Genomic DNA, 14,616 nt, shown 5'->3' on the forward strand with positions numbered 1-14,616 from the left:
GTTAATCCTTCCTTATATAAACGGTAACGCTTGTTCCCGGTTTTATACAGACCTGTGGAACATTTTCAAGTCTTATTTTTACAGGAATTCTCTGGGTTACTTTTGTGAATTCGCCTTGAGAAGTGTCCCTTGGTATCAGGGCAAAGGTTGAACCTGCTGCTGTACCTATGGATACAACTTTACCTTCAAATGTTTTGCCGCACACTTCAAGTTCAGCTTCTGTGTCAGCTCCGGCTTTTACGTTTTTAAGCTTGTCTTCTTCTATCCACGCTAAGACGTAGAATGTTTTGGGATCATAAAGAGAATAGACAGGAAGGCCTGGTGTTACAAAATCGCCTTTCTCCCGCCATTTTTTAGCTACAACGCCGTTAATTGGTGATTTAACGGTTGTGTGGGAAAGGAGAATTTCTGCTTTTTCAAGCCCTGTTTTAGTAGCAGCAATCTCTTTATCAAGGGATTTTATTGAGTTTTTTAGTTCTTCTATTGATTTAAGTGTTGCTTTTGCAACTCTAATCTGCTTTTTAGTTGCGGCAATTTTTGCTTCAAGGGCTTTTCTCTCTTTTCTTACTATGGAAACATTGTTAATCAGAGACTTGGCTTCTTTGAGTCCCTCTTCAGCGCTCTTAAGTTCAGCTAATGCTTTTTGATACTTAAACTGTGCTGCGCTGTAAGCGCTTTCTATTTCTTCAAGCTGCTGTTTTGAAATTATTCCTTTTTCGTAAAGGTTTTTGAATCGTTTGTACTGATTTTCCCATCTTTTCAGATTGGTTTTAGCAGCCTCAACGCCTTTTTTTGCCGCATCAACACCGCTTGATGCTTTTTCAACACTCGCTTTGTAGTTTACGAGAGCCATTGATTCTTTATTTTTCAGCATGGATAACTGTTGCTGTTCGGCTTTTAGCTTATCCTGAGCCATTTTAACCTGTTCTGGAATCTGGATTTTTAGTTGGCTCAGTTTGTTTTCCATGGATTTTTTCTTAAATTCAAGGGCAGAAAGTTTTTCCTGGAGCAGTTTTACCTGTTTTCTGTAAAGAGAATCATCGGTTTTAAATAAAGGTTCTCCTTTTTTAACCTGTTGAAATTCCTTTACAAATAGATTTTTAATATTTCCTGATACATCTTCTGTTGATACTGTTACAATATTGGCTTTTTGGAAGGCATCTTCTGAGATTACGTAGATGTGACGAAGGTAAAAATAATGTGCCAGCCAGAGTGTTGCAGCAATTACTATTACAAGTCCAAATGCTGAGAATATTTTCTTTCCGTTCATTGTCGTCCCTCTCATTCTTATGAATAATGAATCATTATTCATAAAGTTTATCATAAAGATAAAAAAAAAGCAACAATTAGTTAACTAAAGCTTTCCCAATTTTAGTGTTTGAAGATGGAATGTTTATTTATGTTAGTAATTATTCAGGTAATTTCAATATTATTGAATTTCGACATAAAAAGTCTAGAATTATAGTTGTATGTAATCCGAGTGGTAGTGGTAAATCAACGATGATTCGTTGTATAAACAGGCTTGAAGAGATAGACGAGGGCAAAATTCTCTTTCACGGAAAGGATATAAGAGAGATTAAACCTATAGAATTAAGAAAGAAGATAGGAATGGTTTTTCAGCATTTTAACCTGTTCCCTCACCTGACGGCTCTTGAAAATGTTATGCTTCCTCTTGTTAAGGTTCAGAAAAAGAAAAAAAGGGAGGCTGAAAAGATAGCTGTTGAAACTCTGGAACGGGTTAGAATGGGCGATCAACTTCATAAGTATCCCAGTGAGCTTTCTGGTGGACAGAAGCAGAGAGTAGCAATAGCAAGGGTTCTTGCTATGAAACCGGAAGTTATGCTTTTTGATGAACCAACTTCTGCTCTTGATCCTGAAATGGTTAATGAAGTTCTTGATGTTATGAAAGGACTTGCAAAAGAAGATATTACAATTCTTTGTGTCACTCATGAGATGGGTTTTGCAAGGGAAGTTGCTGACAGGATAATCTTTATGGATAATGGTAAAATAGTTGAGAATACTGATGTGGAGACATTCTTCAAGCATGCCGAAAATCCAAGAATAAAAGAGTTCCTTTCAAAGATAATGTAAATAAAGGGATGAAATTTGTAAATCGTGAATTTAAGACATAGATTACCTTTAACACTTTTAAATTTTGGAGGAAGTATGTCTGAAGTAATCAAAAAAGCAGCCGAGCTTGCTGACGCTATAGCAAAGTCAGAAGAGCTCAAGAATCTAAGAAGTGCTGAGCAGGAACTCCTTGCTGATTCTGAAGCTATGGAACTTTACAATGAGTTTCAAAGGCTTCAGCAGATGGCTCAAATGGCTGGAACACCAGAAGTAATGCAGCAGCTTGAAGAGGCTTACAAAAAGTTTGCTGAAAATGAAAAAGCGAAAGCTTTTCTTGAAGCCAATCAGCAGTTTGGTGCTATGCTTGAAACGATAAATAAGATGCTTCAAGAGGCTATTGAAGGTCCGAAGCAGCACGGAAGCTGCGGAAGCTGCGGTGGTTGTGGCGTTTAATTTTTGATTCTGGCGAGGATAGAAGGCCCCGGAAATTTCGGGGCCTTTTATAGAAAAATAACGGGCTAAACAGGAACTTCTCGAAGTGGGGATACAGCTTGACACTCTAACCTCAAAGAGAGATGTTGACTTTAAATAATATGAGAAAATTTTTTAAATACCTAATTTCTTATTTTCACTGCCGACTCCGTAAGGAGTAAAAAACGAACTAAAGACGGTAAAAGGAGCGGTAGATGGGGGATCTACCGCAAAACTTTTGAACAAGTGAATGGGCCGGGAAAAAGCTCCATTAGACAGTCCATCTGCAATTGTAGACGTGGGGTGGAAACTGGAACAAGTAGTGGGTATCTTTGAATTTCTACACACAGCGGAGATAAGAGTAGAGACGGCATGAATCCGCCTGTAGAGTAAGACACGTATAGAGCATGCAAACCTCCACGAAGCCTACGACTAAAGTAGTAGGTATTCATTTTTTTTAAAGGTTACTCCCTCCTTTTTTATTTTCAATTTTAAATGTAGATGTACATTTATTCTTCTAGAAATTGGATAAGAGAACAACTACCGTTTGAAACTTATAAGATAAGATCTATTGTAATAGATATCAGGAAAGTTATTCGTTCGATATGCTCAGAATAGCATTTTTTACGTCACTATGAAGTGATATGCATCGAAGAGTCTATGGTAATAGAATGAGATTCTTTGCTAGTGCTCAGAACAACGGAAGGAGGAAAGCTTAAATAAAATGACAGAAGGGAAAGTCAGAATGGCGCAAGGAACAGTTCCAGAGTCACATCTGGATGTGAAGCCTGTTTACTTTTTCCTTTAAAAGAGGCTCCGGTAGGTTTTCCATAAAATCAAGCTGCCTTATGGCTTCCGGATCTTTCAGACCGTTACAATTGGTAAGATAAAAGCCCGGCTTTTCTCCGTAAACGCAGGCTTCGTCAAAAACAAAACCGCATATTAAAAGTCCTTTCTCTTCAAAAAGCTTTTCAAATTCAGGAACGTTTTTAATAACGTCAACCTGAGCATCGATATTAAGCTCTATGAAAGCCGTATTGAGCAGTTCTTCCGATTCGTAAAGCGGTGCGAGTATCTCAAAGTTTTCTTCATAAACCTTTGAGAGAACTTTAAATTCAACCTCAGCGGCGGGGAAATTCATTCCTATCAAGTCCTTAACCGATATGCCGTTAGTTTCTATAACACCGATGAGAGGCAGGTTGTAGGTTTTAACGGCATAGTAAATAGACGCAAGGTTTGTTGCCGCCTGACACCCGGCGTTTGCAACAGTAAAAGCACAGGAAGGAAAAGAAAAAAGCTTGCAGGATAAAAGTCTTGAAGAACAAACAATGCAGCACTCAAAATTTCCAATTTCACAGTCGTGTCTCTCATTGAGTATCTTCTCTATTATGTTTACAGCAGACATCAAATCTCCTCTACAGTAACTTCGCCAGTCGCCGTATCAAGTATAGCAAATGTTGAATGATTTGAAAGATAGCCGCACAGTTCACCGGGATTTACAACAACAGTCCCTTTAATCTTATCTATGAAAACCTCGTGGGTGTGGCCAAAGAACAGGAAATCAACACTCCCCGGAATAACGTCCAAAAGTACAGGTTCGTGCATGACCACCGCCTTTTTTCCGTCAATCTCCATGAAAAGAGGCGGTTTCTTTATTTCAGAAAAGCTTTTAAGCAGACCGGCAACTTCACCGTCGTTATTTCCAAAAACAACCGTCAGAGGTGCTTCCACCTTCTTAAATATCTCCATGGTAAACGGTGAAATAATGTCACCGCAGTGTACTACAAGTCCAACATCCATACCGTTAACAAGTTCTACAAACTTTCTGCTCTTTTCAACGTTATCGTGGCTGTCAGAAACAACTGCCACTTTCATTTTTCACTCTCCTTCTTCGCCGGTTCTGGCGGTTTATTGGCGGTGTACTTACATTCAGGATACCTTGAGCAGCCGTAGAAAACGCGCCCTTTCTTGCTCCTCCTTTCTACTATATCACCTTCTCCGCATTCGGGACACTTTCCGTAAGTTATCCTTTCAGTGTACTTACATTCAGGATAGTTTGAACAGGCAATAAATCTTCCGTATCTACCGCTTTTAATCACAAGTTCTGCCCCACATTCAGGACATTTGCGGCCAACTTTTTCGTCCTCTTTTTTACCGTTTTCCTTGTAATCGCATTCAGGATAGTTTGAACAGGCAATAAATGCACCGTACCTGCCGTATATTTTAAGCAATTCAGCACCGCACTTTGGACACTTACGGCCAACCGGTTCACCCTTTAGCTCTTTCAGATCTTTTTTTGCTTTCTCAAGGAGGTCTTTAAATTCGCCAAAGTAGAATTCCTTTAAAAGTTCTTTCCACTTTTTCTGACCTTCCTCTATCTTGTCAAGCTCTTCTTCAATGTTTGCAGTAAATTTTATGTCAACAACCTTCGGAAAAAGCTTTTTCAAAAGACCGTTAATAAATTCACCAAGTTCCGTCGGCTTTAACTTCTGCTTTTCCTTTTCTACATAGCCTCTTTGAATGATGTTTGAAATTATCGTTGCGTAAGTTGAAGGCCTGCCTACCCCTTCCTCTTCAAGAGCTTTTACAAGCGTACCTTCCGTGTATCTTGGTGGGGGTTCTGTGAAGTGCTGAACACCTTTAATGTCTTTCAGTTCAACCCTTTCACCCTCTTTAACAGGCGGAAGCAGCTTTTCGTCAACATCAATTTTGTAAACCTTCATGAACCCTGGAAACTTTACGGCGCTTCCGGTGGCACGGAAAACAAGACCGTTACCTTCAACATCCATTGCAACGGTGCTAAAGACGGCATCTTTCATCTGGGAAGCAACAAACCTGCGCCATATCAGATCGTAAAGTTTAAACTGCTCAGGCGTAAGGTAATTCTTAATGCTTTCAGGCGTTCTCTCCACAGATGTGGGTCTTATTGCCTCGTGGGCGTCCTGGGCAGATTTTGGCGTTTTCCCTTCGTAAGTCCTTGGTCTCTGTGGAAGGTAATCTTTACCGAACTCCTTCTCTATAAAGCCTCTCGCCTCTTTTACGGCTTCGTCTGATACCCTCGTTGAATCTGTTCTCATATATGTAATAAGACCAACCCTTTCGCTGCCTATGTCAATACCTTCGTAAAGCTGCTGTGCTATTTGCATGGTAAGCTTTGCAGGGAATCCAAAACGCTTTGATGCTTCCTGCTGAAGAGTACTCGTTATAAACGGCGGATAGGGCTTTCTCTTCCGCTCTTTTGTCTCAACAGAGGCAACAACAAAAGAGGCAATCTGCTTTGCCTTTTCAACCAAATCTTTAGCAGTAGCCTCATCAGGTATTGAGAACTTTGAAAGCTTTTTCCCATCAACGGCAGAAAGTTTTGCTGAAAAATCACCCTCATCTGCACCAAATAGGGCTTCTATCGTCCAGTATTCCTTTGGCCTAAAAGTCCTTATCTCCTCTTCTCTATCGCAGATAAGCCTTAAAGCCACCGATTGAACCCTGCCGGCCGAAAGGGCTTTTTTAAATCGGCGGGACAGGAGAGGCGAAATCGTGTAACCGACAATCCTGTCAAGGATTCTCCTTGCCTGCTGAGCATCAACTTTTTTCTCGTCTATCGTATCGGCATTCTTTATCGCTTCCTGAATGGCCTTTTTGGTGATTTCGTGAAATCTAACCCTGTAAATGCCGTCTTTTTTTAATCTTTTTAAAATGTGGGCAATGTGCCAGCTTATAGCTTCTCCTTCTCTATCAGGGTCAGTAGCAAGGTAAACCTCATCAGCCTTCTTTGCGGCCTCTTTAATCTCTTTTACTACCTTCTGCTTACCTTTTATTATCACGTACTTAGGCTTAAAATCCTTTTCAATGTCAACACCAAACTCTTTTTCCGGAAGGTCACGAACGTGCCCCATGGAAGCCTTAACAATGAAATCTTTTCCAAGATAGCGTTGAATTGTTTTTGCTTTTGCCGGTGACTCAACAATGAGAAGCTTCTTCTTCGCCTTTGCCATTATCTAACCTCAACCACCTTAACTAAATTTGTACTGCCGGGCACCCCTGTCGGTGCACCTGCTAAAACTATAATCTTATCGCCCGATTTTGCAATACCTCTATCTTTAACCGCTTGAACGGAAACGTTTATCATCTTTTCAACAGAATCAACCTGAACTGTCAAGCACGATTCAATACCCCAAATAAGTGCAAGCTTCCTGCTTGTTTTAACATCGTGAGTAACTGCAAAAATGGGAACGGAAGGTCTGAACTTTGCAACTGCCATGGCCGTAGCACCGGTCCTTGTAAACGGGATGATGGCTTTTATCTGTTTGTTCTGCGCAAGACCGCAGGCAGCCCTGGCAAGGGAATCCTGAAGCGTAACGGGTTCAATTTCTTCATAACGCCTGTAAGGATACATCTTCTCGGCTTCCCTTATCACCTTTGACATTGTCTTTATAACTTCCACCGGATACTTACCGACAGCCGTTTCTTCTGAAAGCATAAGCGCATCGGTACCGTCAAGAACCGCATTTGCAATATCGGTAACTTCGGCTCTTGTAGGTATCGGCATGTCAACCATTGACTTTAGCATCTGCGTAGCGGTTATAACCGGCTTTCCCTTTCTATTTGCCTTCCTTATAAGCATTTTCTGTATGACAGGCACCTTCTCAATTGGCATTTCAACGCCAAGGTCGCCTCTTGCCACCATTATGGAATCTGCTGCTTCCAAAATCTCGTCTATCCTATCTACGGCCTCCGGCTTTTCAATTTTTGCTACAACTGGTATATGGGAAGCATTTAAAGTATCAAGTAAAGCCTTAAGCTCAAGGACGTCATCCGCCTTCCTTACAAAAGAGAGAGCTATTATGTCAGCACCTTCTCTGACGGCAAATTCCACGTCTTCTCTATCTTTCTGTGTCAGGGCAGGAATTGAAAGGGAAGTATGAGGAAGGTTAACGCCCTTGTGGGAAGTCAATGGACCACCCACAACAACCTCACAGATTACCCTTCTTCCCGAAATTTCTTTTACTCTTAACCTGAAGGCACCATCAGCTAAAAGAATGGCCTCGCCAGGTTTAACCTCTTCAGGAAGGCGCTCGTAATTAACGAAAATCTCATCATCACCGTGATTCCTGTCAGAGGTAAGAACAACCGTATTTCCCCTATGAAGGTATAAAGGCTCATTTTTTATCTTGCCTATCCTTATCTTTGGACCGCAGAGGTCAACAAGTATGGGAATCGGCTTTTTGGTTTCTTTCTCAACCTCTCTAACAAGTTTTATCCTCTCTCTGTGTTCTTCGTGACTCCCGTGAGACATGTTCAACCTAACAACATTAAGACCCTCTTCAACAAGCCTTTTAAGCGTTTCAACATCGCTAACGGCCGGCCCCAAAGTTGCAACTATTTTTGCCCTTTTCATCTTTCCCTCTCTCTGAAAAATGCCTTTTTCTCTTAATTCAAAATTCTAATATATTTCCTTAAACGGAACGTCAATAACAAAAGGGCAAATGGTATAATCTGCACTGAATTTCTAATCCTCTCGGAGGCAAAAACATGAACGCCTTAGCAATAATTTCCAAAAGTGGATTCATAGGATACATATTGCTTTTCCTGTCTATAGTGGCACTTGCCATAGTCATTGAAAAAATCCTGGTACTTAGATCATCAAAAATTGCACCTCCTGACGGAATAAGAACGATGGTACTGCTCTTATCGTCTGAAAAGATCGGAGACGTTATAGAATTTTGCAAAAGAAACAAGTTTTTGATTTCAGAAATCATAATAGAGGCGTTCAGAAACATTGGAGAAATATCAAGAACCAACTTCCTCAATGCATTTGAAGTAATAGCAAGAAAAAAAATAGCTGAACTTGAAAGGGGAATGACGCTACTTGCAACAATAGCAACTGTAGCACCTCTTTTAGGACTCCTTGGTACCGTAATTGGAATGGTTAAAATTTTCGGCGTTCTGGACACGGGAACAGCAGCAGTGGCAAACCCTCAACAGCTTTCTGCAGGAATAGCAGAAGCCCTCTTGACAACGGTGCTTGGCCTCATAGTTGCCGTCCCGTCCTACGTTGCCTACAACCTCCTTCAGAGAAAACTTGACAAATTAATACTTGACATAGAGCAGGCCGGGGTAATAATTGCTAACAACCTGAAAGGCTTTAAACATTAAGGAGGTAAAAATGAAAGAACTGAAAAAGATAATTGAACAGGCATGGGAAAATAGAGAGCTTTTAAAAGATGAGAAAACGAAAGAGGCTATCAGAGAAGTAATCGCCCTTCTTGATGAAGGTAAGATAAGAGTAGCTGAAAGGGAAGGCGTGGGAAAGTGGAAGGTAAACGATTGGGTTAAGAAGGCAATTCTCCTGTTTTTCCCCATATCAGAAATGAAGGTAATGGAAGTTGGACCTTTTGAGTACTACGATAAAATTCCCCTCAAAAAAGACTGGGAAAGGCGCGGCGTAAGGGTTGTTCCACCTGCAACGGCAAGGTACGGTTCATACATAGAACTTGGTGCGATACTGATGCCATCTTACGTAAACATAGGTGCCTACGTAGGGAGCGGCACCATGGTTGATACGTGGGCAACCGTAGGTTCATGCGCACAGATAGGTAAAAATGTACACCTGTCAGGTGGCGTGGGAATCGGCGGTGTTCTTGAACCACCGGGCGCAAGACCGGTAATAATAGAAGACAATTGTTTTATAGGTTCAAGATGCATAATTGTTGAAGGCGTAGTGATAGAAGAAGAAGCTGTCCTTGGTGCTGGTGTCGTTATAACAGCTTCCACAAAAATTATTGACGTGACTGGCGACGAACCTGTCGAATATAAAGGAAGAATCCCGGCAAGAAGCGTGGTTATTCCGGGAACGAGAATTAAAAAGTTCCCTGCAGGTGAATACGGACTTCCTTGTGCTCTAATTATCGGAAAGAGGAAAGAATCTACCGATAAGAAAACTTCCCTTAACGAAGTCTTAAGAGAATTCAACCTTCCTGTATAACAGATGAGTTTCTGAGGGAAGGCATCCTCCTTCCCTCCTCATTATCTCCCATAAAGGCCAACCATTTCGGCCGTTGTAATAACGTGACCATCTACAGCTCTCAAAAGCTCAGATTTTGTTGCTCCGGCGGGCAAGCCTGTTGATTCAACATCAAGAGCAAGTAGAATGAAAAAGTACCTGTGAGGATTTCCGGGAGGCGGGCAAGGACCACCGTAACCTATCCTGCCAAAATCGTTGAGTCCCTGTTTTATTCCATACTCAAGATTACCGGCCGGAGGCACGTCCTCTGGTAAACCTTCGAAATCCCCCGGAATGTCGTAAATAACCCAATGTGTAAATGTCCCTGACGGTGCATCTGGATCCTCTACTATAAGGGCAAAACTCCGTACCCCTTCCGGAGGATCCAGGAACAGTAAACAGGGTGACACATCTTCACCATCACAGGTGTACTTTGAAGGAATAAATTCCCCATTCCCAAAGACGGTACTAACAATTTCCATGTTCCCCCCTCTAATCCGTTTAGATAGTTAAATCACAAAATCTACAGGCCTACCACACTCAGGACACTTACCGTTAGAGAAATTAACGGAGACTTCGTATCCTATCCTCTTAACAAGCAAAGCACCACAGGCAGGGCAGTAAGTTGACTCTCTCGTAGGTTCAATAACATTGCCGACATATACGTAGTATAAATACTCTTTACAAACATCGTAAGCCATGTTCAAAACCTCAACGGGTGTCGGTGCCGTATCCATTAACTTGTAAGCGGGGAAAAACCTTGAAAGGTGAAGAGGAGTATCTTTGCCAAGATTTTTAGCAATCCATTTTGCAAACGTTTCAAAGTATTCAGGGGTAAACTCATCAAAACGAGGAACTATCAACTTTGTAAGTTCAATATGTTTCCCCGCTTTTTTTATTTCTTCACAAACCTGCCAAACGTTCGGGTTGGGCATGGAAGAAAATTTAGCGTAATACTCTTTGGTCATACCCTTTAGATCAACATTAAAAGCATCAATCAACGGCAAAAGCTCTTTTAAAGGTTCAAGATTTATATTTCCGTTAGTTACCATCACGTTTACAAGACCTTTTTCTTTTATCATAGAGGCAGTATCCTTTACGTACTCAAACCAGACTATCGGATCGTTGTAGGTGTAAGCTATACCGATTGAGTTATATCTTGAGGCGTAATCAACCGCCATCCGCGGCGGGAAAATTTCCCTATGTGTTTCCTGCCTTGAAATCTGCCAGTTCTGACACGAACGGCAGTCAAGGTTGCAACCGTTAGTACCGATGGAAAATATCACCTGCCCGGGATAAAAGTGGTAGAGAGGTTTCTTCTCAACAGGATCATAACCACCAGAAGCAATTTCCCCATAAACAGTTGATACAAGCCGTCCACCTACATTTTTCCTTACAAGACAAAAACCGCTCTGATCCTCCGCTATAACACACTCTCTCGGACATAAGAGACACTTGACTTTATGATTATCAAGAGGTTCCCAGTAAGCAGCTACTGCTAAAGCCATCTTTCCCCCTGATTTACAGAATTTTTCCCACTACTCTAAATATAACATTTTTATATCTAAAGGAGAAAATCTGAAGCTAACTGCTAAAATGTAATTAACCTCACAAATTATGTTGAAGGAGGAAACGTGATACTCATAACGGGGAAAAACGGTCAGCTTGCCGGGGAGTTTATCCGAAAATTAACGGAAAAAGGAACAGATTTCAAAGCTCTAAGCCACAAAGAACTTGATATCGGAAACCTTGATAGCGTTGTAAAAGCAGTAAGAGAACTTAAACCGGAAGTCATCATCAACTGCGCGGCCTACAACTTAGTCGATAAGGCCGAAGAAGAGTACGAAATTGCCTACAAAACCAACGCAATCGGCCCTGAAAACCTTGCCATAGCAGCAAAGGAAGCGGGCAGTTTTCTCATCCATTACAGTACAGACTATGTTTTTGACGGAAAAAAAGAAAACGGCCTGTACACAGAAAGCGACGAACCATCACCGGTAAATGAATACGGAAAAACAAAGCTTGAAGGTGAAAAACGGGTAATGGAAATAGGAAATGATTATTTAATTTTCAGAGTAAGCTGGGTTTACGGAAAGGGAAAACAGAATTTCATATATAAACTAACCCGGTGGGCAGAGAAGATGCCTTTTCTTAAAATTGTATGTGACGAATTTTCAGTACCTACATCTACCAGAACAATAGTTGACATCACACTAAAGGCAGTCGAAGAAAGACTGACAGGCCTTTACCATCTGGTCAATTCAGGATACACCTCAAGATTTGAATGGGCAAGATTAACTTTTAAACTTCTCAAACTGGATAAATTCATAAGACCTGTAACCTCTGACGCATTTAAACTTCCAGCAAAAAGGCCGGGATTCTCACCGATGAGCAACAAAAAATTGAGCAAAACACTTAACGTTGAAATTCCACCGTGGGAAGAAGCGCTTGAAAGATTCATAAAAGAGGGAGGCCTGACTTTATGAGTAATGTTATGAACGAACCAAAATGGTACATAGTTAGTATTAAACCAAGAAAGGAAAAGGTCGTTTTTGTCCAGTTTGAAAGAATAAACATTGAATACTTTTATCCTATCGTAAAGGTTAAAAAGAGAAAACTTTTAAAAGAAGAACCGTTGTTCCCCGGTTACATGTTTGCAAAGTTTTCAATAGCCGAGCACTTTAACAACGTCAGATACACAAGGGGCGTAAAAGATATCGTAAGATTTGGCAGAAACATACCGCATATAGACGAAAGCTTTATAGAAAACCTAAAAGAAAAAACAAACTCAATTATAGATTTCGAAAAAGCGGATCTGAAAGAAGGCGAGGTGGTAAAAATTAAGGAAGGACCCTTCAGGGGTTTAATAGGACAGGTGTTGAAACTCAAAAAAGGTGATGAAAGAGTTGTTCTCTTACTGAAAGCGGCTTCAATGTCTCCTAAGATAGAAATTCCAATCTCTTTTGTGGAAAAGGTAAGTTAAAAAGGGGGCTTAAACGCCCCCTTAAAAATCTCAGAATTCTCAGGATTAGTCAACTTTTCCCTCAAACTTGTCCTTAACGTACTTAAGAACACCACCAGCCTTGATAATCTTAACCTGTCTTTCGTTCAGACCGTGCTTTGTCGGTATTGAAATACCTTTCGTTCTGTTAATAACGGTGATGATGTTGTCTTCACCGGGAGCAAAGTTTGAGGTATCAATCTCAAGGAAATCACCCTGATCAATCTTGTCGTAATCTTCCGGATTAACGAAAACAAGCGGAAGAATACCAAAGTTGATAAGGTTAGCCTTGTGAATCCTTGCGTAAGATTTGGCAATAACAGCCTTAATACCAAGGTACATAGGACCAATAGCAGCGTGCTCCCTTGAAGAACCCTGACCGTAGTTTTCGCCACCAACGATAAATCCGCCGCCTTTCTCCTGTGCACGCTTGGCAAACGTTTCATCAACGACACTGTAAACGTACTGAGAAATAGCAGGAATGTTTGAACGGAGCGGCAAGATTTTTGCACCACCAGGAATAATGTGGTCAGTTGTTATGTTATCACCAACTTTAAGGAGAACTTCTCCCTCAAGCTTGTCACCAAGAGGCTCTTTATAACCAACATAGTTGATTGTTGGTCCCTTCCATACTTCTACTTCATCCGGATCAGCAGCAGGCGCAAATATCATTGAATCATCAATATCAAACTTCTCAGGGAGGAATACCTTGATCTCTTCAAGGCCAAGGTCTCTTGGATCTGTCATCTCACCAGTCATAGCTATTGCAGCAGCCGTTTCTGGTGAAGCAAGGTAAACTTCAGCATCCTTGGTGCCGGAACGGCCAAGGAAGTTTCTGTTAAACGTTCTTACAGAAACCCCTCCAGATGGTGGTGAGAAGCCCATACCAATACATGGACCGCACGCACACTCAAGGAATCTAAATCCTGCTCTTAAAAGTACATCGTACATACCTTCTTTATCGATCATTCTGAGAACCTGCTTTGAACCGGGAGAAATGGCAGCAGATACCATTGGATGAACTCTATTTCCAGACTGCTCAAACATCTTTGCAACAGTCATAAGGTCTCTGTAAGAAGAGTTCGTACATGAACCGATAGCTACCTGATGAACCTTTAAACCTTCAAGCTCTTTTACCTTCTTAACCTGGTCAGGCATGTGTGGACATGCGATAAGAGGTTCAAGCTCTGAAAGGTCAATATCTATAACTTCGTCATACTCAGCGTCAGGATCGGCTTCAAGTCTTCTCCACTGAGCCTCTCTTCCCTGAGCCTTCATAAACGCATAAGTCTGCTCATCACTTGGAAAGATAGAAGTTGTAGCACCAAGCTCAGCACCCATGTTTGTAATGGTAGCTCTTTCAGGAACTGTGAGGTACTTAACACCTTCTCCGCCGTACTCAAATACCTTACCCACACCACCTTTAACGCTGAGTCTCCTTAAAAGCTCTAAAATAACGTCTTTCGCAGAAACAAAAGGTCTGAGCTTTCCGTAAAGGTTAACCCTTACAACTTTTGGCATGTTAAGGTAGAAAGGTTCGCCAGCCATTGCAAGTGCAACGTCCATACCACCGGCACCAATAGCAAGAGAACCAATACCACCGGCCGTCGGTGTGTGAGAGTCAGAACCTAAAAGTGTCTTTCCAGGAACGGCAAATCTCTCAAGATGAACCTGGTGACAAATACCGTTTCCGGCTTTTGAGAAGTAGATACCGTACTTGGCAGCTACTGTCTGAAGGAAAAGATGGTCATTAGCGTTTTCCGGGCCACCGGCCTGAAGTGTATTGTGGTCAACGTAAGAAACTGAAAGCTCTGTCTGAACCTTTGGAAGCCCCATACCTTCAAAGTGAAGGTACGCCATAGTTCCTGTTGCGTCCTGTGTTAGCGTCTGGTCAATTCTGATGGCGATTGGCTTTCCCGCCACCATCTCACCTTCTACAAGGTGAGTTTTGATTATCTTCTGCACGATGTTCAGTCCCATCGCTCCTCTCCTTGTCTGGTATATTTTTAGAAAAGTGTTTCTATCTCAAGCATCACGTCAATTATGTAAAAATTTTGTAAAAAAATCAAGGGAA

Annotated in this window: 14 protein-coding genes; 6 read left to right on the top strand and 8 right to left on the bottom strand. The window is 41.4% G+C overall.

The genetic code is table 11. The annotated features are described in order from the left end of the window. Nucleotide 1 precedes the first annotated feature (1 nt). Nucleotides 2-1,270 (bottom strand): HlyD family secretion protein, encoded by a 1,269-nt coding sequence (locus MV676_RS00180; RefSeq protein WP_297444225.1) that lies wholly within the window; start codon nucleotides 1,268-1,270, stop codon nucleotides 2-4. 119 nt (nucleotides 1,271-1,389) lie between these two features. Between MV676_RS00180 and MV676_RS00185 the strand changes: the two genes are divergently transcribed. Together MV676_RS00185 and MV676_RS00190 are read left to right on the top strand one after the other, a co-directional pair. Next, nucleotides 1,390-2,091 (top strand): amino acid ABC transporter ATP-binding protein, encoded by a 702-nt coding sequence (locus MV676_RS00185; protein WP_297444226.1) that lies wholly within the window; start codon nucleotides 1,390-1,392, stop codon nucleotides 2,089-2,091. A gap of 75 nt (nucleotides 2,092-2,166) precedes the next feature. Beyond that, nucleotides 2,167-2,523, top strand: a complete 357-nt coding sequence (locus MV676_RS00190; protein WP_022846399.1) for a YlbF family regulator — start codon at nucleotides 2,167-2,169, stop codon at nucleotides 2,521-2,523. A gap of 787 nt (nucleotides 2,524-3,310) precedes the next feature. On the opposite strand, the gene MV676_RS00195 is transcribed toward MV676_RS00190, so the two are convergent. From MV676_RS00195 to pyk, 4 genes are read right to left on the bottom strand one after another with little or no spacing between them, the layout of a single operon-like run. Further along, complete coding sequence (locus tag MV676_RS00195) at nucleotides 3,311-3,946, bottom strand: hypothetical protein (RefSeq protein WP_297444227.1); 636 nt, start codon at nucleotides 3,944-3,946, stop codon at nucleotides 3,311-3,313. After that, a complete protein-coding gene (locus tag MV676_RS00200; protein WP_297444228.1) occupies nucleotides 3,946-4,416 on the bottom strand; it encodes a metallophosphoesterase in 471 nt (156 codons plus the stop codon). The genes MV676_RS00195 and MV676_RS00200 overlap by 1 nt, the downstream gene beginning before the upstream one ends. Further along, nucleotides 4,413-6,533 (bottom strand): type I DNA topoisomerase, encoded by a 2,121-nt coding sequence (gene topA / locus MV676_RS00205; RefSeq protein ID WP_297444229.1) that lies wholly within the window; start codon nucleotides 6,531-6,533, stop codon nucleotides 4,413-4,415. The genes MV676_RS00200 and topA overlap by 4 nt, the downstream gene beginning before the upstream one ends. Beyond that, nucleotides 6,533-7,936: a pyruvate kinase gene (gene pyk, locus MV676_RS00210; protein ID WP_297444230.1), complete on the bottom strand. Its 1,404-nt coding sequence runs from the start codon at nucleotides 7,934-7,936 to the stop codon at nucleotides 6,533-6,535. Before pyk ends, topA begins: the two co-directional genes overlap by 1 nt. A gap of 134 nt (nucleotides 7,937-8,070) precedes the next feature. Between pyk and MV676_RS00215 the strand changes: the two genes are divergently transcribed. Together MV676_RS00215 and MV676_RS00220 are read left to right on the top strand one after the other, a co-directional pair. Further along, a complete protein-coding gene (locus tag MV676_RS00215; RefSeq protein WP_297444231.1) occupies nucleotides 8,071-8,694 on the top strand; it encodes a MotA/TolQ/ExbB proton channel family protein in 624 nt (207 codons plus the stop codon). Between the two features lie 10 nt (nucleotides 8,695-8,704). Beyond that, the gene (locus MV676_RS00220) at nucleotides 8,705-9,523 is read left to right on the top strand and encodes a 2,3,4,5-tetrahydropyridine-2,6-dicarboxylate N-succinyltransferase (RefSeq protein ID WP_297444232.1); all 819 of its coding nucleotides are present in this window, start codon (nucleotides 8,705-8,707) and stop codon (nucleotides 9,521-9,523) included. A 41-nt stretch (nucleotides 9,524-9,564) separates the two neighbouring features. On the opposite strand, the gene MV676_RS00225 is transcribed toward MV676_RS00220, so the two are convergent. Both MV676_RS00225 and amrS read right to left on the bottom strand, forming a co-directional pair. Beyond that, complete coding sequence (locus MV676_RS00225; RefSeq protein WP_022846304.1) at nucleotides 9,565-10,023, bottom strand: YbhB/YbcL family Raf kinase inhibitor-like protein; 459 nt, start codon at nucleotides 10,021-10,023, stop codon at nucleotides 9,565-9,567. Between the two features lie 27 nt (nucleotides 10,024-10,050). Beyond that, entirely contained in the window at nucleotides 10,051-11,049 is a 999-nt protein-coding gene (gene amrS, locus MV676_RS00230; protein ID WP_297444233.1) for an AmmeMemoRadiSam system radical SAM enzyme, read from the bottom strand. Nucleotides 11,050-11,175: 126 nt separating this feature from the next. Here amrS and rfbD point away from each other — a divergent pair, with 126 nt between their 5' ends. Further along, nucleotides 11,176-12,027, top strand: coding sequence for a dTDP-4-dehydrorhamnose reductase (gene rfbD, locus MV676_RS00235; RefSeq protein WP_297444234.1), 852 nt, complete (start codon nucleotides 11,176-11,178; stop codon nucleotides 12,025-12,027). After that, complete coding sequence (locus MV676_RS00240; protein ID WP_297444235.1) at nucleotides 12,024-12,524, top strand: transcription termination/antitermination NusG family protein; 501 nt, start codon at nucleotides 12,024-12,026, stop codon at nucleotides 12,522-12,524. Before rfbD ends, MV676_RS00240 begins: the two co-directional genes overlap by 4 nt. Nucleotides 12,525-12,569: 45 nt before the next feature. On the opposite strand, the gene MV676_RS00245 is transcribed toward MV676_RS00240, so the two are convergent. Further along, nucleotides 12,570-14,522, bottom strand: a complete 1,953-nt coding sequence (locus MV676_RS00245; protein ID WP_297444236.1) for an aconitate hydratase — start codon at nucleotides 14,520-14,522, stop codon at nucleotides 12,570-12,572. Nucleotides 14,523-14,616: the final 94 nt, after the last annotated feature.

It is taken from the genome of Desulfurobacterium sp., assembly GCF_027028515.1.
Taxonomy (GTDB): Bacteria; Aquificota; Aquificia; order Desulfurobacteriales; family Desulfurobacteriaceae; genus Desulfurobacterium_A.

Bases quoted from the DNA above. Each gene is read 5' to 3' on its own strand.
- MV676_RS00180 (WP_297444225.1), bottom strand. From the start codon at position 1,270: ATGAACGGAAAGAAAATATTCTCAGCATTTGGACTTGTAATAGTAATT.
- MV676_RS00185 (WP_297444226.1), top strand. From the start codon at position 1,390: ATGTTTATTTATGTTAGTAATTATTCAGGTAATTTCAATATTATTGAA.
- MV676_RS00190 (WP_022846399.1), top strand. From the start codon at position 2,167: ATGTCTGAAGTAATCAAAAAAGCAGCCGAGCTTGCTGACGCTATAGCA.
- MV676_RS00195 (WP_297444227.1), bottom strand. From the start codon at position 3,946: ATGTCTGCTGTAAACATAATAGAGAAGATACTCAATGAGAGACACGAC.
- MV676_RS00200 (WP_297444228.1), bottom strand. From the start codon at position 4,416: ATGAAAGTGGCAGTTGTTTCTGACAGCCACGATAACGTTGAAAAGAGC.
- topA (WP_297444229.1), bottom strand. From the start codon at position 6,533: ATGGCAAAGGCGAAGAAGAAGCTTCTCATTGTTGAGTCACCGGCAAAA.
- pyk (WP_297444230.1), bottom strand. From the start codon at position 7,936: ATGAAAAGGGCAAAAATAGTTGCAACTTTGGGGCCGGCCGTTAGCGAT.
- MV676_RS00215 (WP_297444231.1), top strand. From the start codon at position 8,071: ATGAACGCCTTAGCAATAATTTCCAAAAGTGGATTCATAGGATACATA.
- MV676_RS00220 (WP_297444232.1), top strand. From the start codon at position 8,705: ATGAAAGAACTGAAAAAGATAATTGAACAGGCATGGGAAAATAGAGAG.
- MV676_RS00225 (WP_022846304.1), bottom strand. From the start codon at position 10,023: ATGGAAATTGTTAGTACCGTCTTTGGGAATGGGGAATTTATTCCTTCA.
- amrS (WP_297444233.1), bottom strand. From the start codon at position 11,049: ATGGCTTTAGCAGTAGCTGCTTACTGGGAACCTCTTGATAATCATAAA.
- MV676_RS00240 (WP_297444235.1), top strand. From the start codon at position 12,024: ATGAGTAATGTTATGAACGAACCAAAATGGTACATAGTTAGTATTAAA.
- MV676_RS00245 (WP_297444236.1), bottom strand. From the start codon at position 14,522: ATGGGACTGAACATCGTGCAGAAGATAATCAAAACTCACCTTGTAGAA.